Here is a 19,845-nt window from a genome sequence, read left to right as displayed (position 1 = left end):
CGGCAACCCCGCACATCCGCAAGGCGTAGCACCCGGAGGCGATCATTCGGATAGGCTGTACGCTTACGACACCAGCCTCCAGCTTCCGTCAGCCTGGCGGCAGGCGGTGCCGCGCGCGACCTCCGTCCGGCCGTCGATCACCACGGTGTGGTTGTAGTCGCGGCAGGTCTGGCCGTTGTCGGCCTGATATGTCCGCACCGGCTGGATGGTGCCGCTGTTGCCCGACTGCGGGTTGTTCCAGGTGATGGTCTGGTTGTTGGCGACCGCACGCTCCTCCGCGTCGGATGCCCGGTTCTGGTCGGCCGGCGAGAACTGGCGGGCCAGCTGTTGGCCGGCATAGGCGCCGAGCAGCGTGCCGATGGCCGTGGTCGCCAGCTTGCCCGCCCCGCCGCCGAAGCGCGAGCCGAGCAGGCCGCCGGCGACGGCGCCGCCCAGCGTTCCGACGGTCTCGGTGGTGTTCATGCCGCCGATGCCGCCGCTGTTGCCGGTCTGGCAGGCGGCCAGGGACAGGGCCGCGGTGGCGGCGATGGCGGTTGCGCGCAGGCGGATGGTGATGCGCCGCATGGTCGTTCCCCCGTATCAACGTTGCACGGTCAAAGTCCGGTCAACGCTTGTGGGGTTAAGAGGTTCCCCTCGAAAGTGTCAGGACCAAAAGATCAGGGGACGATGGAAGCAAAATGCGATCCCGCGTGTTTAGACATCGAACAGTCAACACGAGGAGGGTTGCATGATGTCCCGTTTGCGTATGATCGGTGCGGTGTTCGCGCTTCTTTCCCTCACCGCCTGCTCGACTGGCGGCGTGGTCGGCGGTGCGGCCGGCGCGGCCGGCGGTTACGCGGTGGACGGCACCCGCGGCGCCGTGATCGGCGGCCTGGGCGGTGCGGCGCTCGGCACGGCCATCGACCACTAAGAAGCGGCCACTAAGAAGCCATCATCGAGGCGCCGCTCCCACCCGGAGCTATCCGCGCACCGGCTCGCGTATCGATTCCCGCGGGCCGGCGGCGAAGACGGCGAGCGCGTCCTGCAGATCCGGCAGGACGCGCGCCACCGCCGCCTCGCCTTCGCGGATGCAGTCGTCGGCGCGGTCGAACTCGGTTAGGCCGATATGGCCCAGCCTGGGCACGATGTGGACGTCCGGCGGGTCGCCGGCCAGCCGTGAGCGGGTGATGCGGTCGGTGACGATGCCCAGCGACGAGACCATGACGCCGAACAGGCTCGGCCCCTCATAGTCGCGGCGGAAGATGCGGCGGCCCAGGGCGCCGATCCCGCTCGGCGGGCGGTGTTCCGGCGCCTCGCTCTCCACCAGCCGCAGCAGGTCGAAGCCGGCGGCGGTCGGCACGCTGGCGCCCGGCTTGCGTGCCTTGCCCAGGATGTCGCCGGACAGGTTGACGGCGATCACCATCTGCGCGCCCAGCGCCCGGCAGGCCGACACCGGCACCGGGTTGACCAGCGCGCCGTCGACCATCCACCGCCCGTCGATCAGCACCGGCGGAAACACCCCCGGCAGCGAGAAGGACGCCCGCATGGCGTCGACCAGTTCGCCGCGCTGCAGCCACACCTCGTGCCCGGTCACCAGATCGGTGGTTATGGCGGCATAGGGACAGGGCAATTCCTCGATCCGCAGATCGTCCAGATGCAGGCGAAGCTCCGCCAGCAGCCGGTCGCCGCCGATCAGCCCGCCGCCCTGGCGCAGCCGCAGGTCCAGATAGCCGACGATCTTCATCCGGGTCAGCGTGCGCACCCAGTCCTCCAGCGCGTCGAGCTTCCGCGCCAGATGGAGGCCGCCGACCAGCGCCCCGACCGAGGCGCCGCAGACGATGTCCGCCTCGATCCCATGGCGCTTCAGCGCCCGCAGCACCCCGATATGCGCCCAGCCGCGCGCCACCCCGCCGCCGAGGGCGAGGCCGATGCGCGGACGCCGGGCACTGCCTTCATTTCCATTGGCCATTGGCTTCCCCTTCCCCAACTGCACGGATGTCCGCCATGCCGATCATCCGCAGCCTTGCACGAAAGCGGTAAAGGAAGCCTGTAGCCGCGACCAGGGTTGCCGCGCCGACCGGTGGACAAAGCCGAAGCCCATGGGCTAAGCCATCGGCAACGGACAAGAGATCGGATGCGACCGTGACGAACAAGAGCGGCAAGCCCCTGCGCCTGGATGCGGCGACCGAACGGCTGGTGGCGCGGATGTGGCGCGAGTGGGTGCGGCCCTATCGCGGCAAGCTGATGCTGTCCTTCCTGCTGATGGCGGTGGTGGCCGCCACCACCGGCGCCTATCCGCTGCTGATCGACCAGTCCTATGCCATGTTCTCCGCCCAGGATCGCGGCATGCTGCTGGCGATCCCGCTGGCCATCGTCGCGGTCACCATCATCAAGGGCACGTCGCTCTATGCCCAGACGGTGGTGACCAGCGACATCGTCCAGCGCATCATCGCCGACGTCCGCCTGTCGATGTTCGCGCATCTGCAGACCGCCGACATGGCACAGCTGCACGCCACCCCGACCGGGTCACTGACCTCCCGCTTCATCAACGACGTCGACCTGATCCGCAACGCGCTGTCGCGCACCCTGACCGGGCTGGTGCGCGACATCCTGACCGTGATCGCGCTGGTCGGGTCGATGTTCTATCTCGACTGGCTGCTGTCGCTGATCGTCTTCGTCATCTATCCCATCGCCGCGGTGCCGATCGTGCGCATCGGCAAGCGCCTGCGCCGCGTGTCGCGCGATACCCAGGCGCAGATGGGCGACATGACCTCGCTGCTGACCGAAAGCCTGTCGGGCGCGCGCATGGTCAAGACCTACAATCTGGAAGACTATGAGCGCGCCCGCGCCGGCCGCGCCTTCCACGACAATTACCAGCTGACCATGAAGGCGGTGCGCGCCCGCTCGCGCATCGACCCGATGATGGAGGTGCTGGGCGGCGTCGCGGTGGCGGGGGTGATCGCCTTCGCCGGCTACCGCATGACGCTGGGCGAGGGATCGGTCGGCGCCTTTTCCGGCTTCGTCGGCGCACTGCTGATGGCGGCCCAGCCGGTCCGCGCCATCGGCACGCTGAACGCCGCCCTGCAGGAAGGGCTGGCCGCCGCCCAGCGCATCTTCGAACTGCTGGACCAGCAGCCCACCATCCTGGAGCGGCCGGACGCCAAGCCGCTGGCCGTCAGCGAGGGCGCCGTCGCCCTGCGCGGCGTCCGCTTCTCCTACGAGGCCGGGGCCGACACGCTGAAGGGCATCGACCTGGACGTGCCGGCCGGCAGCACGGTGGCGCTGGTCGGCCGCAGCGGCGCCGGCAAATCGACCGTCTTCAACCTGATCCCTCGCCTGTACGACGTGACCGGCGGCGAGGTGCTGATCGACGGCCAGGACGTGCGCGGCGCCACCCTGCGCAGCCTGCGCGGCGCGGTGTCGATCGTCAGCCAGGACACCGTGCTGTTCAACGACACGGTGCGGGCGAACATCTGCTTCGGCCGGCTCGACGCCGGGATGGAGGAGGTGATCGCCGCCGCCAAGGCCGCCGCCGCCCACGACTTCGTCTCCAAGCTGCCGGAGGGCTACGACACGGTGATCGGCGACCGCGGCGTGAAGCTGTCGGGCGGCGAACGCCAGCGGCTGGCGCTGGCCCGCGCCTTCCTGAAGGATGCGCCGATCCTTCTGCTGGACGAGGCGACCAGCGCGCTGGACAGCGAATCGGAACGTCTGGTGCAGGCGGCGCTGGAGCGGCTGACCGAGGGGCGCACGACGCTGGTGATCGCCCATCGGTTGGCGACCGTGCGGAATGCCGACCGCATCGTCGTGATGGAAGGCGGCCGCATCATCGAACAGGGCACCCACGAGGCGCTGCTGGCCGCCGACGGCGCCTATGCGCGGCTGTGCCGGCTGCAGTTCGGCGAGGATGAGGTTCGGGCGGGGGCGTGAGGTCGGGTGGTCGAGTTAGACCCCCACCTATCCTCCCCCGCTGGGCGGGGAGGGACTGCCGCCGCTCTCCCGAACAAGCACTTATTCCCCTCCCCGCCCAGCGGGGGAGGGTTAGGGTGGGGGTCTAACTCAGCCCCTCATTCCGCCGGAAACACCATCACCCGCTCGGCCGCCATCGCAGCCGACAACTCCTCGCCCGCGCGCACGTCCACATGCCCCGGCAGACGGGCGTGAATCTCGGAAGCGCCCGGCAAGTCCAGGCACACCCGCGTCGCGGGGCCGAGGAAGCTGGAATGGCGCACGCGCACCGGAACCGCGTCGGGCCGGGCGCCGAGCGGCACCAGTTCCAGATCCTCGACGCGGCAGGCGACCTCCACCCGGGTGCCGCCGGGAAGGTGCGGCGCCTGGATGCGGCCGAGCGGCGTGACGATCTGGCCGTCGCGCACCGTCGATTCGAAGCGGTTGACCTCGCCGAACAGGCGGGCGACGAAGCTGTTGGCCGGGCGCCGGTAGAGATTCACCGGCGTGTCGGCCTGGACGATGCGGCCGGCCTCCATCACCACCACGCGGTTGCCCATCTCCATCGCCTCTTCCGGGTCGTGGGTGACGACGACGGTGGCGATGCCGCTGGCGCGGATGATCCGCACCACCTCCTCCCGGACCGAACGGCGAAGCTGCTCGTCGAGGGCGGAGAAGGGTTCGTCCAGCAGAAGCACCTTTGGGTCGCGCGCCATGGCGCGGGCCAGCGCCACCCGCTGCTGCTGGCCGCCCGACAGGGTGTGCGGATAGGCGTCGGCATAGCGGGTCAGCGCCATGGTCTCCAGCAGTTCGGCCACCCGCCGCTTGCGCTCGGCGCGCGGACGGTCGGTCTGGCCGAAGGCGATGTTGCCCGCCACCGTCAGGTGCGGGAACAGCGCGAAATCCTGGAACATCATGCCGACCGGCCGCCTTTCCGGCGGCAGGGAGCGGTCGGCGGTGGCGAGCGGCACCCCGTCCACCGTGATCGTGCCGGCCTGGACCGTCTCCAATCCGCTGACGAGCCGCAGCAAGGTCGATTTGCCGCAGCCCGACGGCCCGACGATGCAGACCACCTCCCGCGGGGCGACCGACAGCGACACGTCGTCGACGGCGGTCAGCGGCCCGTAGCGGTGGGTGATGCCCGTCAGGACGACAGACGAGGGAGAGGGGGCGGACGAGGTCGCGGTGAACAGGGCGTCGGTCATCTTACTTCCAGCCGGCACGGTCCATGATGCGCAGCGCCTGCGGGGTGTAGGCGGCGAAGGCGGCGGCGTTGACGTCGGCGGCCTTGAAGGTGCCGAGCTTCACCAGCTCCGGATGCGGCTGGACCGCCGGGTTCACCGGATACTCCATGTTGCCGTCGGCGAACAGCCGCTGCGCCTCGGGGCTCAGCAGATATTCCAGCAGCTTGCGGGCGTTCTCCTGGTTCTTGGAGGTCTTCACCACGCCGGCGCCGCTCAGGTTCACATGGGTGCCGCGGTTGTCCTGGTTGGGGAAGATGACGCCGATCTTCGCGGCGACCTCGCGGTCCTCCTGCTTGGCCGACGTGATCAGCTTGCCGACGTAATAGGTGTTGGCGATTGCGAGATCGCCCTCGCCCACGGCGACGGCCCGGATCTGGTCGGTGTCGCCGCCCTGCGGCGGACGGGCGAGGTTGGCGACCAGCCCCTTCACCCACTCCTCCGTCTTCTCCTCGCCCTGCGCTTCGATGATCGAGGCGGTCAGGGCCAGGCTGTAGGGATGGGTGCCGCTGCGGGTCAGGACGCGGCCCTTCCATTCCGGCTTGGCGAGGTCTTCGTAATTCTTGACCTGCTCCGGCTTCACCCGGTCGCGGGCGTAGACGACGATGCGGGCGCGGCTGGACAGGCCCCACCAGGCGCCGTTCGGGTCGCGCAGGTTGGCCGGGACCTTGATGGCGTCCAGCGCCGGCGAGGTGACCGGGGCGAGCAGCCCTTCCTTCGCCGCGGCGGCCAGACGGCCGGCGTCCACCGTGATGAACAGGTCGGCCGGGCTGCTGGCGCCCTCCGACTTCATGCGCTGGATCAGTTCGTCGTGGTTGCCCTCGATGATGTTGACCTTGATGCCGGTCGACTTCGTGAAGGTCTCATAGATGACGCGGTCGGTATTATAATGTCGCGAGTTGTAGACGTTTACTTCCTGGGCCTGGACGGAGAAAGCCGTCAAGGCGCCGACGGCGAAAGCGATCCCGGCAAACTTGTCGATGAACATTCTACACTCCCGGACTGCGAACGACTCTCAAGGTCGTGAGAATGGATATCAGTTGCAGCTGATGCTGTCGAGACGGGATTCACCCGAAGGAGAGTGCGGCCTGTGACCGCAGCATGTCGGCCAGCGCGTCCGGGGCCATCGGCCGGCCGAAGAGGTAGCCCTGCATCATGTCGCAGCCGACCGACACCAGGAAGTCGCGCTGTTCCTGCGTCTCCACCCCCTCGGCGACGGTGGTCAGGCCCAGTCCGTGCGCCATGCCGACGGCGGCGCGGACCAGCGCGTTGCTCTTGGGGTTCTCCGGCACGTCGATGACGAAGGCCCGGTCGATCTTCAGCTTCGCCACCGGCAGCTGCTGCACGTAGCTGAGCGACGAATAGCCGGAGCCGAAATCGTCGATGGCGGCCTGGATGCCGAGATCGGCAAGCTCCCCCAGGGTGCGGACGGCAACCTTCAGGTCGCGCACCGCCGCCTGTTCGGTGATCTCCAGCCCCAGATGGCTGCGCAGCGACGGATGCCGGCCCAGCAGCTCCTCCAGCCGCAGGGTCAGGTTGCCGCGCAGGAACTGCTGGCCGGAGATGTTGAGGAACACGCGGTCGGGCAGCACGCCCTCCGCCTCCCACCGCGACATCTGGGCGACGGCGCTGGACAGAACCCAGTCGGTGATGGGGACGATCAGGCCGCTTTCCTCCGCCACCGGGATGAATTCCCCCGGCGAGACCGGGCCCAGCGCATGGTGGGTCCAGCGCAGCAGCGCCTCCGCCGAGCGGACGCGGCCGTGCCGGTCGACGATGGGCTGATAGACCAGATGCAGCTCGTTCCGTTCGATGGCGTGGGTCAGATGCATGGTCAGCATCATCCGCCGCGTCGCCGCCGCCGCCATTTCCGGCGTGTAGAAGCAGACGGCGTTGCCGCCATTGTGCTGCACCGCCTGCAGGGCCAGCTTGGCCTTGGCGTTCAGGTCCTCAAGCGTGGTGACCGTCCGGTCCTGCACCGCGGCGCCGACCGACAGGCGCAGCCGCACCCAATGGCGGTCGGCATAAATCGACGCGGTCAGCCGGTCGTGCAGCACCCCGGCCAGCGTGCGCGCATGCTCGCCGTCGGTCACCCGCGACAGCGCCGCGAATTCGTCGGCGGCGATGCGGCAGATGATGGTGTTGGGCGGCAGGACCTCCATCACCCGGCTGACCATCGCCTTCAGCGCCGCATCGCCGACATGGAAGCCGAATGCCTCGTTCACGTCGCTGAACTGGTCGACGTCGAGGGAGAAGAGCGCGAACAGGCCGTCGCCGGCCGCCTCCCCGTCCGCGGCGGGGCTGCCGGCGAACAGCGCCTCGCAATCCTCCAGGAAGGCGGTGCGGGTGAGGACGCCGGTCAGCGGATCGTGCCGCGCAAGGTAGGTCGCGCGCTGCTCTGCCGCCAGGCGTTCGGAGATGTCGCGGATGATGCCGACGAAGGTCGCATCCTCCCCCAGCCGCGCTTCGCCGACGCTGAGATGGATGGGGAAGACGGTGCCGTCCTTGCGCTGGCCGAGCGTTTCGCGGCCGATGCCGATGATCTTGGCCCGCTCCGTCTTCATGTAGCTGTCAATGTAGCGGTTGTGGTCGCGCGAGAAGGGCGGCGGCATCAGGATGGTCATGTTCCGCCCGACCAGCTCACCCTCCTCATAGCCGAACAGCTGGCAGCAGGCGCGGTTGATGGACCGGATGATGCCGCTGCGGTCGGACACGATGATGCCGTCCACCGCCGCGTCCAGCAGGGTCGCGATGAAGCTGTCGCGGCAGGTCACGAACTCCGCAATGCGGTCGGGGTCGCCGGTCCGGTGGAAGACCCCGAGAAACCCCGCCGTCCCGCCCGCGGCGTCGCGGTGGACCAGCACGCTGCCGCTGAGGATCGAGCGGCGGCCGTCGCCGCCCGCCGTCAGGCAATCCAGCGGAGCCGACGACCGCGCCGGCGACCCTGCCACCGCCGCGACGGCCGCACGCAGCGCTGCGATCGCCGGATGATCGAAATCCGCCAGCGGGCGACCGGCAAGCTCCGCAGGAGTGGCATCGAGCAGGGCGGCGAACCGCGGGTCGGCATGGCGGAACACCCGGTCGCGGTCGAGATAGACCAGCACCGGCCCGCCGTCCCTCTGCAAATCAGGAGACGGCAGACCGGAGGTCAGCAGGCTGGAGGCCAGCGACGCCAGGAAGGCCGGATCGCGCGGCAGGCCGGCGGCACCGCTTTCCCGGACGGACTCGTCGCCACCGGGAACGCTGACTTCGGAGCCCTTCATCTGATCCGCCGGTTCTAGGTTCACGAAACGATCCGTCTTCTCTGCTTGTCCCGGTCCACCAACCCGTCGAAACAGGATTGGGCAACCCCTATTATCAATCGAACACCCGACCGAGGTATTATGACCCCTATCGGAGACTTTTCCAACGTTCGGCCAGGCTGCGTCATACCAATGATTCGCATTGCCGCCAGACCGTGATGCTTTGGCACTCTAACGGTTGAAGTCCGATGGGCGATTGACATGGTTCAATGCACCCCGCGGTTCCCGGCAATAATCGACCGCCCCCCGGGGCACCACTACAGCTTTTGCGCGTGTGGTCTGCGACAATTCGGTGGCATTTCCCGCTTACGTCTGGACCTGCGGCAGTGTTCCCCGCAGGATATTCCCCAGGGAGAGCGTATCGGCCCTGCCGGCCGCATCACGCTCCATTCCCTGATATCGGTCCGCGTGCATTCGATGGAGGAATAATCCGGACGCTCCGGGCGTTTGCCCGATAACGGCATCGGCAATGGCTGCCGCCGTCGTGACTCGGGAAAACCGGCGGTCCGACGCTCAAGAAATGGGCCGCGCAAGAAAAGATAGGGAGCATCGTGACATGACCGACGCATTCAGCCAGATCCGCCACGCCGACGGCCGTGCGTACTACCAGGGCACCCCGCTGTCCCTGGCCGAGGCGCAGATCATGCTCAACGACGACATCCTCCGCCGCCGGGTGCGGGTCGGGGCCTATCTGCGGCTGGACGGCGGGCGTCTGGTCCTGGTCAACGGCCCCGCCCTGCGGCGGTCGGTCAACCGGCCGGTGCCGCCGGGCGTGTCGCCCGCGTTCAACCCGCGCGGGGACCAGCGAGGATAATCGCCGCTCCGGCCAGACAGACCAGCGCACCGGCCGCGTCCCAGCGGTCCGGCCGCGCTCCCTCGACCAGCCAGAGCCACAGGAGCGAGGCGGCGATGTAGACGCCGCCATAGGCCGCATAGGCCCGCCCGGCGAAATCCGCCTCCGCCCGCGTCAGCAGCCAGGCGAACAGGCAGAGGCTGACAACTCCCGGCAGCGTCCACCACAGGCTGCGACCAAGCCGCGCCCAGGCCCAGAAGGCGAAGCAGCCGGCGATCTCCGCCAGCGCCGCCGCCCCGTACAAGACCAGCGTCGGCCACACCGCCCGCTCCATCCGTCCCCCGCAGCGCCGTCTTACCCGTCCGCGGCGATGCTGCGGCGCGGCCGCGCCTTGCGTCAATGGCCCGGATTACAATCCCCGCATGCCGGACCGTTTCGCCGCGGCGAAACGCGCCACAGCTCGTTTCAATTTGCCCGGCCAATATTACAGTCCATTCATGGACTTGCCCATGGCCGCGACATAGATTTGCGGGGAACGGAGGCATAGCGCAATGTTCATAGACGCATCCAACCCCATGCAGGACGCTTTGGAAACCATCCGGGCCACCGACGTGATCTCGGACGCCAAGAAGCATGCGCTGTGCCAGGGATTGGAAGCGCTGCGCCGCCAGCATTGTCCGCCGCATCTTCAGACGACCGGATGCGGCGACGGCTGCGTGTCCCACCGCCGCTGTCTGATGGCGGTTCTCGACCTGCTCGGTTCCTGAACGACCAACCGGAGGCATGCCGATGAGCCTCCCACCCAGCCGGCTCCCGACCAGCCGGCGCCCGACCGACGAACGGGCGCTCGACGACGAAGCGACGCTCTGCTCCATCGAGATCCTGGCGGAGGCGGTGGAGATGGCTTTCGTGCCGGGGATCCTGGAGCTGCGCACCCTGCGCGACGCTCTGCAGGAGGCGCGGCGAACCCGGTCCTCCGCCGCCGTGAAGCTGGCCTACAGCGCCTTCAGCCGCGTGGACGGGGAGTTCCGCAACCGCATCAGCCACCATGCGCTGACGCTGGCCGCGCTGCGCCGCCGCTGCACCGGCGGGACGGCGGTGGCAGCCAATCCGCCGCAGCGGTCGGCCGGGCGTGGCATCGACGGGCCGCGGCGCGCCTGACCTGCGGTACCGCCCAAGTTTCGCTTTGGTGTAATATTTTTAATGGAGCCTTTCCCCTTCCGGCGTGTTGTCCAGGCATAACCAACTCACAGGAGGTTGCCACCATGGACAAGGATCGCATTGAGGGCGCCGCCCGCTCCATCAAGGGCTCGATCAAGGAAGCCGCCGGCAAGCTGACCGGCGACACGAAGACCGAGGCCGAGGGCCGGGCCGAGAAGGCCGCCGGCAAGGTTCAGAACACCGTCGGCGGCGCCAAGGATGCCGCCCGTGACGCGCTGAAGTAAGCGACGGCCGCCATGGCGGAAAGCCCCGGCGCCGCAGCGGATGCGGCGCCGGGGCTTTCGCGCGTCAAGGGTACGCCGGAAATCGTCTTTCCCGAAATGATGCGCGCGGAAAAGGGCTGTTGCCGCCCCACCCTCCCCTATCTATGATGCGCCGCCCCGGCCGGATGGCCGAACGACGCGCTTAGATTCGGGTCCCATGCTCCAGTTCATCCGCAATTTCGCCGGCTCCTGGGTCGTCAAGATCCTGTTCGTGCTGTTGATCCTCAGCTTCGGCGTTTGGGGCATCGGCGACGTGTTCCGTGCCTCCACCCCCACCACCGTCGCCGAGGTAGGCAAGGTGGAAATCGGGCAGCAGACGCTGGACCAGGAATTCCGCCGGCAGATGGAACGGCTGCGCCCGATGCTGGGCGGCAACCTGACCGCCGAGCAGGCCAAGCGCTTCGGCCTTCTGGACCAGTCGCTGCAGTCGCTGATCCAGCGCACCCTGTTCGACCTCGCCGCGACCGACATGGGCGTTTCCGTCGGACCGGAAGTGGTCCGGCTGCGCATTGCCGACGAGCCGGCCTTCCGCAACCAGCAGGGCCAGTTCGATCCCAACATTTTCCGCTCGGTGCTGCGCAACAGCCAGCTGACCGAGGACGCCTATGTCGCGATGATCCAGCGCGAGACGGCACGCCAGCTGGTCGCCGGCGCCGTCGCCGCCGGCCTGACGCCGCCGCAGCCGCTGGTGCAGGACCTCTACCGCTTCCGCGGCGAAAAGCGCGTGGCCGAGGTGGTGACGCTGCCGAACGCCGCCATCGGCGACGTCGGGGTCCCCGACGACGCGGCGATCAAGCAGGCTTACGAGGACCATCAGGTTCGCTTCACCGCGCCCGAGTACCGGTCGCTGACCGTCGCCCGCCTGTCGCCCGATGCGCTGGCCAAGGACATCAAGATCGACGATTCCCAGCTGCGCAAGGCGTACGAGGAGCGCGCGAGCGAGTTCGGTGCGCCGGAGAAACGCACCGTCCAGATGCTGGTCGTCGACGACGAGGCCAAGGCCAAGCAGATCGCCGAGGCCGCCAAGACCAAGGGTCTGGCCGAGGCCGCCAAGGAAGCCGGCCAGGAGCCGGTGACGCTCGACAACATCGCCAGCGCCGACCTGCCGGAGATCGGCGAGGCCGCCTTCGCGCTGGAGCCGGGCAAGACTTCCGATCCGGTGAAGAGTTCGCTCGGCTGGCATGTGATGGCCGTCACCGGCGTCACCCCGGCGACCACCCGCAGCTTCGAGGATGTGCGCGACCAGCTGGCGAACGACCTGAAGAAGGAGCAGGCGCTCGATTCCGTCTTCTCCATCGCCAACCGGGTCGAGGACCAGCTCGCCAGCGGCGCCTCGCTGGACGAGGTGGCGCAGGCCCAGGGGCTGGCCCTGACCAAGGTCGCCGCCATCGACAGCACCGGCAAGGCGCCGGACGGCCGGGACGCCGCCCCCGATCTGGCCGGCCTGAAGGCCCTGCTGCCCACCGTCTTCCAGCTGAAGACCGGCGCCACCTCCAACCTGACCGAGGGGGAGGGCAGCGTCTTCACCGCCGTCCGCGTCGACAGCGTGATCCCCGCCGCGGTCCGCCCGCTGGCCGACGTGCGCGATCAGGTCATCGCCGACTGGCAGCAGGAACAGCGCGCCGAGCGCGCCGCCAAGAAGGCCGAGGAGATCGCCGCCAGCCTGAAGCAGGGTGCGGAGGCCGCGGCGCAGGACGTCGCCGCCCAGGCCGGCGCCAGCTTCGCCATGACCGCTCCCTTCACCCGCGATGCGCAGTCGGTCCAGGGGCTGCCGGGCGACATGGTTGCCAAGCTGTTCGCCGCCAAGCCGAACGAGGTCATCAGCGGAACCACCGCCGACGCCCAGGTCGTCGCCCGCCTCCGGGAAGTGATCCCGGCCGACCCGAAAGCCGCCGACGCCGATCTGGCGCCGGTCCGCGCCTCCGTCGAACAGGGGCTGGAGAACGATCTGGTGGCCGAGTTCACCAATGCGCTGCGCGACAAGTACCCGGTGCGGATCTACCGCCAGCGCATCGACCAGTTCTTCGCCAGCAACTGAGGCTCCGGCTCAGCCGACAGAGCAATCCGAGAGGTTCCGTGCCGTGAAGGTCCAGCCCGATACCACCGCCTTCGATGCCGCTTACGCCGCCGGTCGGCCGCAGGTGGTGTGGACCACGCTGGTCAGCGACCTGGAGACGCCGGTCTCCGCCTATATGAAGCTGGCTGATGGGCGCCCCTTCGGCTTCCTGCTGGAATCGGCGGAACGCGGTGCCGGGTCGCGGCGCGACCGCTATTCGGTGATCGGCTTCAAGCCGGACGTGGTGTGGCGGTCGCGGGGCAACAGGGCGGAGATCAACCGCGACGCCCTGCACGACCGCGACGCCTTCCATCCGCTGGACGCGGCACCGCTCGACGCGCTGCGCACGCTGATCAACGAGAGCCGGATCGAGTTGCCGGAGGAACTGCCGCCGATGGCCGCCGGGCTGTTCGGCTACATGACCTACGACATGGTGCGGCTGATGGAACGGCTGCCGGACGACAATCCGGACGAGCTGAACATCCCCGACGCGATCCTGACCCGGCCCAGCATCGTCGCCATCTTCGACAGCCACACCGATTCCATCACTCTGGTGACTCCGGTCTGGCCGAAGGACGGCAAGGACGCCGCCACGGCCTATGCCGACGCGCGGGAACGGCTGACCGACGCGCTGGCCGATCTGGAGCGCCCCCTGCCCTACCGGCGGGAGCCGCGGACCGAGAACGGCCTGCCGCTGGCCTGGACCTCCAACACCACGCGCGAGGAGTATCACGCGATCGTGGAGAAGGCGAAGGAGTACATCCGCGCCGGCGACATCTTCCAGGTCGTGCCATCCCAGCGCATCCGCTTCCCCTTCAAGCCGTCGCCGCTGTCGCTGTACCGCACGCTGCGCCGCCTGAACCCGTCGCCCTTCCTGTTCCACTGCGACTTCGGCGATCTGACCGTCGTCGGCTCCAGCCCGGAAATCCTGGTGCGCGTGCGCGACGGCAAGGTCACTGTCCGCCCCATCGCCGGCACCCGCAAGCGCGGCGCCACCACGGCGGAGGACGAGGCGCTGGCCGCCGATCTGCTGAGCGATCCCAAGGAACTGGCCGAGCATCTGATGCTGCTCGACCTCGGCCGCAACGATGTCGGCCGGGTGGCGAAGGTCGGCACCGTGAAGGTCACGGCCAAGATGATCGTGGAACTCTACAGCCACGTGATGCACATCGTCTCGAACGTCGAAGGCGAGTTGGACCCGAAGTTCGACGCGCTCGACGCGCTGGTCGCCGGCTTCCCCGCCGGCACGGTGTCCGGCGCGCCCAAGGTCCGCGCCATGGAGATCATCGACGAGCTGGAAAAGGCCCGCCGCGGCGTCTATGCCGGCTGCGTCGGCTATTTCGGCGCGTCCGGCGCAATGGACACCTGCATCGCGCTGCGCACCGCCGTTCTCAAGGACGGCATGATGTATGTGCAGGCCGGCGGCGGCGTGGTCGCCGACAGCGATCCCGAGGCCGAGTATCAGGAGACCGTCAACAAGTCGATGGCGCTGATCCGCGCCGCGGAAGAGACGCTGCGCACCACCGCCCGCGGATAGGCGACACTGCACTCTCAAACAAAAAGGCCGCTTCCGAAGCGGCCTTTTTCATGTCCGGGTGGCGAATGGCACCACACGCTCGATCTCAAAAAGCGATTATCCACAGGATTCCGCACGCCGCAAACGCAAGACGGCGCACACATCTGCAACCATGTGGTTATAGTGGCCGGGTGCGGACGGGGTGGCGGATGGGCCGCCACCGCCGCACACCAAGGGAGAGAAGAGGATGGAGAAAATCCTCACACTCCTGATCCTGCTGTTGCAGATCATCAAGGCGTGCCTTGATCTTCTGAACCGCTGATCGGATGGGCGTATCGGGGTCTAGCCACCCCGATACGCCTGTCCCTAAAGATAAGCCATTTCCCGCGTCCCGCAAGATGCTTCTGCACGCGGAGCGATTGCGGGATCAGTCGTCGCCGCCGGCCGGCATCGGGCCATGGGGCAGATCGGCCTTGCCGCCGCGCTGGAATAGGTTGGCGACGAAGCGGCCGAAATCCTCCATGTAGAGGTAAAGCGACGGCGTGATGTAGAGCGTCAGCACCTGCGACACGCACAGCCCGCCGACCACGGCAAGACCCAGCGGCTGGCGCAGCTCGGCGGCGGCACCATGGGCGATGGCGATGGGCAGGGTACCCATGATGGCGGCCATGGTGGTCATCATGATCGGGCGGAAGCGCAGCAGGCACGCCTGTTCGATGGCGTCATGCGCCGACATGCCGTTGCGGCGCGCCTCCACCGCGAAGTCGATCATCATGATCGCGTTCTTCTTCACGATGCCGATCAGCATCAGGATGCCGATGATGGCGATCATGCTCAGCTCGGTGTCGAACAGCATCAGCGTGCCGAGCGCCCCGATCACCGCCGACGGCAGGCCCGACAGGATGGTCAGCGGGTGGATGAAGCTTTCGTACAGCACGCCCAGAACGATGTAGATCACCAGCACCGCCGCAGACAGCAGCAGCGCCTGACCGGCCTGGGCATCCTGGAACACCTGGGCGGTGCCGGCGAAGCCGGTGGTGATGGTGGGCGGCAGGCCCATCTCGCGCTCCGACGCACGGATCAGGTCGACGGCCTGTCCCAGCGACGCGCCCGGCGCCACGTTGAAGGACAGGGTGACCGCCGGCAGCTGCCCCTGGTGCGCCACCGCCAGCGGGCCGGCCGTGCGCTCCACCCGGGCGAAGGCGTCCAGAGGCACCAGCTTGCCGGTGGTGGCGGAGCGGACATAGATGCGGGACAGCGAACTGTCGTCGCCCTGGTATCTCGGCTCCAGCTCGATCAGCACCTGATAGTCGTTGCTGGGGGTGTAGATGGTCGAGACCTGCCGCTGGCCGAAGGCGCTGTAGAGGGTCGAGCGCACCTGATCGACGCCGATGCCCAGCGTCGCCGCCTTCTCGCGGTCGATGTGGACGTAGGCCTGCGGATTGTTCAGCTGAAGGTCGCTGGTGACATCCTGCAGAATGGGCAGGCCGTGCAGGGTCTGCTCCAACCGGGCCGACCACTGGTACAGCTCGTCCAGGTCGAGGCCCTGGATGGTGTACTGGTACAGGCTCTTGGACGCGCGGCCGCCGATGCGCAGGTTCTGCACCGGCTGCATGTAGACGGCCATGCCGGGGATGCCGTTGACCTGACGGCGCAGCTGCTGGATCACCTCGCCGATCGCCGGGCGCTGATCGCGCGGCTTCAGCGTGATGAACATGCGGCCCTGGTTGCCGGTGCTGCCGCCGACGCCGACGGAGGAGATGACGTCCACCACCGCCGGATGGGCCTTCACGATGGCCGCGACCTGCTGCTGGCGCTCCGCCATGGCCGGGAAGGCGATGTCGGCCCGCGCCTCCGTCGTGACCTGGATCTGGCCGATGTCCTCGGTCGGGAAGAAGCCCTTGGGGATCGCCTGATAGAGGACCACCGTGCCGACCACGGTGCCGATCATCACCAGCCCCATCAGCGGCCGGTGGCGCAGCGTCCAGCGCAGCGTGCGGGCATAGCCGTTGAGCAGGGCGGAGAAGCCACCCTCCAGCATCCGGCCGAACCAGCCCTCCTTCTGCTCGCCATGGGTGTGGTGGACCAGGAAGCGGGAGCACATCATCGGCGTCAGCGTCAGCGACACGAAGGCCGACGCGGCGATGGACATGGTCACGACCAGCGCGAATTCATGGAACAGCCGGCCGACGACGCCGCCCATCAGCAGGATCGGGATGAAGACGGCAACCAGCGACAGGGTGATCGACAGGATGGTGAAGCCGATCTCGCGCGAGCCCTTGATGGCGGCCTCGAACGGCTTCATCCCCTCTTCGACATAGCGGACGATGTTCTCCATCATGACGATGGCGTCGTCCACCACCAGACCGACCGCCAGCGTCAGCGCCATCAGCGAGATGTTGTCGATCGAGAATCCCATCAGATGCATGCCGCCCGCCGTCGCGATCAGCGAGATCGGCACGGCCAGCGCCGGGATCAGCGTGGCGGACAGACGGCGCAGGAACAGGAAGATCACCAGCACCACCAGGGCGATGGTCAGGCCCAGGGTGAACTGCACGTCCTCCACCGCCTGACGGATCGATTCCGAGCGGTCGTTGACGATCTTGATGGCGGCGGAGGCCGGAAGCTGGGTCTGGAACACCGGCACCAGTTCACGCACGCGGTCCACCACGTCGACGGTGTTGGCGTCGGGCTGGCGCTGGACCGCCAGCATGATGCTGCGCGTGCCGTTCAGCCAACTGGCGGTGCGGTCGTTCTCGACGCTGTCCAGCACCTGCGCCACGTCGCCCAGCCGAACCGGGGCGTTGTTGCGGTAGGCGACGATCAACTCGCGGAAGGCTGCGGCGTCTGGAAGCTGCGGGTTGGCGGCGATCACCAGCTGCTGCTGCTGGCCGGTCAGCGTGCCGACCGGAGTGTTGGCGTTGGCGGCGGCGAGCGCCTTCTGCAGTTCGTCGATGCCGATGCCGCGCAGCGACAGCGCGTTGGGATTCACCTGCACCCGCACGGCGTATTTCTGCGAGCCGTAGATCTGCACCTGCGCCACGCCCGGCAGGGTCGCGACCTTCGGCTGGATCAGCGTTTCGGCGATGTCGTTCAGCCGGGCCAGCGGCAGGGTCGGCGAGTTCAGCGACAGGAACAGGATCGGCTGGTCGGCCGGATTCACCTTGCGATAGCTGGGCGGCGTGGTCATGTCCGCCGGCAGCCGGCGCTGGGTGCGGGCGATTGCCGCCTGCACGTCGGCGGCTGCGGCGTCGATGTCGCGCTCCAGCACGAACTGGATGGTGATGTTGGTGTTGCCGAGCGTGCTGTTGGAGGTCAGCGTGTCGATGCCGGCGATGGTGGAGAATTCCCGCTCCAGCGGGCTGGCGACGGAGGCCGCCATCGTCTCCGGCGAGGCGCCGGGCAGCGTGGCGGTGACGCTGACCACCGGGAAATCCACCCGCGGCAGCGCCGCGGTGGGCAGCTGGCGATAAGCCGCCAGACCGCTCAGCACCAGCGCCGCCGTCAGGAGAATGGTCATTACCGGACGGCGGATGCAGAGTTCGGAGAGGTTCACGTCGCACCCCCGCCTGTCTTGCCCTGGGTCAGGGCGCTTCGCGCTGCCGCATCCTGCGGGGCGGAGCCCTGCTGGCGGCCGCCCTCGGCCGTTTCGCCGGACGATGCGCCGGCCGGCTTGCCGCCGGGCCGTTCGCTCACCTTGGCGCCGGGGAACAGGCGCGACTGCCCGTCCACCACCACGCGGTCGCCGGCCTGCAGGCCGGACGCGATGATGCTGAGCCCGCCATGGGTGCGCTCGACCGTGACCGGGCGGACCTCCACCGTCTCGTCGGCCTTCACGACATAGACGAAGCGGCCCCGCTGGCCAGTCTGCACCGCGAGGTCGGGGATGGTCAGGGCGTCCGGTTCCACCCGCAGGGTCAGGACGGTGTCGACGAACTGGCCCGGCCACAGCCGGGTGTCGGCGTTCGGGAACTCGCCCTTCACCAGGATGGTGCCGGTCTGCTGATCGACCTGGCTGTCGACGAAGGACAGCCTGCCTTCCGCCTTCTCGCCGCGGCTTCCGGCGATGGTGGCGGTCACCGGCAGCGTTCCCGCCGCCATCGCGGCGCGAATCGCCGGCAGATGCCTTTCCGGAACGTTGAAGGCGACGTTGATCGGGCGCAGCTGGGTCAGCGTGACCAGCGGGTTGGTGTCGGCCGCCCGGACCATGGTCCCGACCTTGGCGTTCACCGTGCCTGTGCGCCCATCCATCGGCGCGGTGATGCGGGTGAAGCTGAGCGACACCTTCGCCGCCTCGATCGCCGCGAGCCCGGCCTTCACCGTGCCTTCCAGCGCGTCGGCGGTGGCGACGGCGGCGTCATAGGTGGTGCGGGAAATGGCGCTGGTGCGCACCAGTTCGGAATAGCGCTTCACGTCCCCCCTGGCCTTTTCCAGGTTCGCGCGGTCGCGCTCCAGGTTGGCCTGGGCCTGGCGCAGCTGCGCCTCCAGCGCGCGGCTGTCGAGAGTGAACAGCGTATCGCCGGCCTTCACCTCCTGCCCCTCGGTGAAGTTCACCGTCTCGACCACGCTGTCGACGCGGGCCTTGATGGCGATGGCGGCGATGGGCTGGACGCTGCCGATGGTGACGATCTGTTCAGGCACGGCGCGCGCCGCCACCTTCTGGGTCACCACCGGGACCGCGCGGGGGCCTGCCGGTGCCGCGCCCGCCCCGGCGGTCTGGGACGCACCCCCGGCATAACGGTCCGCATACCAGACGTACCCGCCGCCGCCGAGCAGTGCCGCGACCAGCAGGGCCAGGAAAAGCCGTCTCATCCGTTGGGACTCCAAACGCCGGGGGCCGGCTTTCGCTTATATGAAAGGAGGCAGATTGGTCAGGCCGGACATCAGGAAGTCGATGACGGAGCGCTCCAGCGCCTCGCGCGGGCGTTCGTCCATCTGCATGATGCCGCCGCGCACCATGCCGATCACCAGAATCGGCACGATCTCCAGATCGATCTTGCGGAACTCGCCCGACGCCATGCCGTCGGCCATCACCCGCTGCAGGGCGGTCGCGGTGCGCTCGCTTCGCCGGCCGATGATCCGGCGGGTGCGGTCGGCAAGCTCGGACTGGTCGCCGCCCAGCTGCTTCAGCGTCTGCAGCTGCTCGCTCAGCGTGCCGACCAGGGCGGAGACCATCGCCGACAGGCGGACGGAGGCCGGAACCTGCTGCGGAGCGATTTCGGCGTTCAGCTTCTGCTCCAGCCCGCCCAGCGCCCGTTCCAGCGATTCCAGATAAAGCTCCTCCTTGGAGGGGAAGTAGCGGTACAGCGTCGCCTTGCCGACACCGGCCCGCTTCGCCACCTCCTCGACCTGGACGGAGGCATAGTCGCGGCCGGCGAACAGCTCCGCCGCGGCGTTGAGGATCACCTCGCGCCGCCGAGCCCGCCAGTCAGGTATCTCTTCCGCATCGAGAGGCATGAATGGAACCCACGGGTTTCGGAAACTGACGATAGTGGAGTTCCTTAGAGTGTCAAGGAACCAGGCTCC

At 68.4% G+C, this 19,845-nt stretch carries 17 protein-coding genes; 8 read left to right on the top strand and 9 right to left on the bottom strand.

Going from position 1 to position 19,845, the window contains the following annotated elements:
• Positions 1-63 precede the first annotated feature (63 nt).
• Positions 64-564 carry an RT0821/Lpp0805 family surface protein gene (locus AB8P05_RS01060; RefSeq protein WP_472758463.1) on the bottom strand — a complete coding sequence of 167 codons (501 nt, stop codon included), beginning with the start codon at positions 562-564 and terminating at the stop codon, positions 64-66.
• Positions 565-730: 166 nt separating this feature from the next.
• On the opposite strand from AB8P05_RS01060, the gene AB8P05_RS01055 reads away from it, so the two are divergent.
• Complete coding sequence (locus AB8P05_RS01055) at positions 731-910, top strand: hypothetical protein (protein ID WP_455171470.1); 180 nt, start codon at positions 731-733, stop codon at positions 908-910.
• Between the two features lie 48 nt (positions 911-958).
• Here AB8P05_RS01055 and AB8P05_RS01050 read toward each other — a convergent pair whose 3' ends face one another.
• Positions 959-1,948 carry a patatin-like phospholipase family protein gene (locus AB8P05_RS01050; protein WP_472758462.1) on the bottom strand — a complete coding sequence of 330 codons (990 nt, stop codon included), beginning with the start codon at positions 1,946-1,948 and terminating at the stop codon, positions 959-961.
• A gap of 173 nt (positions 1,949-2,121) precedes the next feature.
• Here AB8P05_RS01050 and AB8P05_RS01045 point away from each other — a divergent pair, with 173 nt between their 5' ends.
• Positions 2,122-3,909 (top strand): ABC transporter ATP-binding protein, encoded by a 1,788-nt coding sequence (locus AB8P05_RS01045; protein ID WP_472758461.1) that lies wholly within the window; start codon positions 2,122-2,124, stop codon positions 3,907-3,909.
• A gap of 137 nt (positions 3,910-4,046) precedes the next feature.
• Here AB8P05_RS01045 and AB8P05_RS01040 read toward each other — a convergent pair whose 3' ends face one another.
• The 3 genes from AB8P05_RS01040 to AB8P05_RS01030 form a co-directional block, all read right to left on the bottom strand.
• Complete coding sequence (locus AB8P05_RS01040; RefSeq protein ID WP_472758460.1) at positions 4,047-5,132, bottom strand: ABC transporter ATP-binding protein; 1,086 nt, start codon at positions 5,130-5,132, stop codon at positions 4,047-4,049.
• A 1-nt stretch (position 5,133) separates the two neighbouring features.
• A complete protein-coding gene (locus tag AB8P05_RS01035) occupies positions 5,134-6,156 on the bottom strand; it encodes a Fe(3+) ABC transporter substrate-binding protein (RefSeq protein WP_472758459.1) in 1,023 nt (340 codons plus the stop codon).
• 79 nt (positions 6,157-6,235) lie between these two features.
• On the bottom strand, positions 6,236-8,431 hold the full coding sequence (locus AB8P05_RS01030) for a putative bifunctional diguanylate cyclase/phosphodiesterase (RefSeq protein ID WP_472758458.1): 2,196 nt from the start codon (positions 8,429-8,431) through the stop codon (positions 6,236-6,238).
• A 595-nt stretch (positions 8,432-9,026) separates the two neighbouring features.
• On the opposite strand from AB8P05_RS01030, the gene AB8P05_RS01025 reads away from it, so the two are divergent.
• The gene (locus tag AB8P05_RS01025; protein WP_472758457.1) at positions 9,027-9,284 is read left to right on the top strand and encodes a hypothetical protein; all 258 of its coding nucleotides are present in this window, start codon (positions 9,027-9,029) and stop codon (positions 9,282-9,284) included.
• On the opposite strand, the gene AB8P05_RS01020 is transcribed toward AB8P05_RS01025, so the two are convergent.
• On the bottom strand, positions 9,256-9,597 hold the full coding sequence (locus AB8P05_RS01020) for a YnfA family protein (protein WP_472758456.1): 342 nt from the start codon (positions 9,595-9,597) through the stop codon (positions 9,256-9,258). The genes AB8P05_RS01025 and AB8P05_RS01020 overlap by 29 nt on opposite strands.
• A 217-nt stretch (positions 9,598-9,814) precedes the next feature.
• On the opposite strand from AB8P05_RS01020, the gene AB8P05_RS01015 reads away from it, so the two are divergent.
• The 5 genes from AB8P05_RS01015 to trpE all read left to right on the top strand — a co-directional run bounded on the left by AB8P05_RS01015 (position 9,815) and on the right by trpE (position 14,340).
• Positions 9,815-10,030, top strand: a complete 216-nt coding sequence (locus AB8P05_RS01015) for a hypothetical protein (RefSeq protein WP_472758455.1) — start codon at positions 9,815-9,817, stop codon at positions 10,028-10,030.
• Positions 10,031-10,052: 22 nt separating this feature from the next.
• Positions 10,053-10,424, top strand: a complete 372-nt coding sequence (locus tag AB8P05_RS01010; protein ID WP_472758454.1) for a hypothetical protein — start codon at positions 10,053-10,055, stop codon at positions 10,422-10,424.
• Positions 10,425-10,528: 104 nt separating this feature from the next.
• Positions 10,529-10,708, top strand: a complete 180-nt coding sequence (locus AB8P05_RS01005; protein WP_472758453.1) for a CsbD family protein — start codon at positions 10,529-10,531, stop codon at positions 10,706-10,708.
• 196 nt (positions 10,709-10,904) lie between these two features.
• On the top strand, positions 10,905-12,785 hold the full coding sequence (locus AB8P05_RS01000) for a peptidylprolyl isomerase (RefSeq protein WP_472758452.1): 1,881 nt from the start codon (positions 10,905-10,907) through the stop codon (positions 12,783-12,785).
• A gap of 43 nt (positions 12,786-12,828) precedes the next feature.
• Positions 12,829-14,340 (top strand): anthranilate synthase component I, encoded by a 1,512-nt coding sequence (gene trpE / locus AB8P05_RS00995; protein WP_472758451.1) that lies wholly within the window; start codon positions 12,829-12,831, stop codon positions 14,338-14,340.
• A 406-nt stretch (positions 14,341-14,746) separates the two neighbouring features.
• On the opposite strand, the gene AB8P05_RS00990 is transcribed toward trpE, so the two are convergent.
• From AB8P05_RS00990 to AB8P05_RS00980, 3 genes are read right to left on the bottom strand one after another with little or no spacing between them, the layout of a single operon-like run.
• Positions 14,747-17,875 (bottom strand): efflux RND transporter permease subunit, encoded by a 3,129-nt coding sequence (locus tag AB8P05_RS00990; protein ID WP_472758450.1) that lies wholly within the window; start codon positions 17,873-17,875, stop codon positions 14,747-14,749.
• The gene (locus tag AB8P05_RS00985) at positions 17,872-19,131 is read right to left on the bottom strand and encodes an efflux RND transporter periplasmic adaptor subunit (RefSeq protein ID WP_472758449.1); all 1,260 of its coding nucleotides are present in this window, start codon (positions 19,129-19,131) and stop codon (positions 17,872-17,874) included. The genes AB8P05_RS00990 and AB8P05_RS00985 overlap by 4 nt, the downstream gene beginning before the upstream one ends.
• Before the next feature lie 36 nt (positions 19,132-19,167).
• A complete protein-coding gene (locus tag AB8P05_RS00980; RefSeq protein WP_472758448.1) occupies positions 19,168-19,725 on the bottom strand; it encodes a TetR/AcrR family transcriptional regulator in 558 nt (185 codons plus the stop codon).
• Positions 19,726-19,845 lie beyond the last annotated feature (120 nt).

This window comes from Azospirillum sp. VT-I1 (assembly GCF_055698305.1).
Note: the sequence above shows the minus strand (reverse complement) of the source record. Positions and strands in the feature narration are given on the sequence as shown.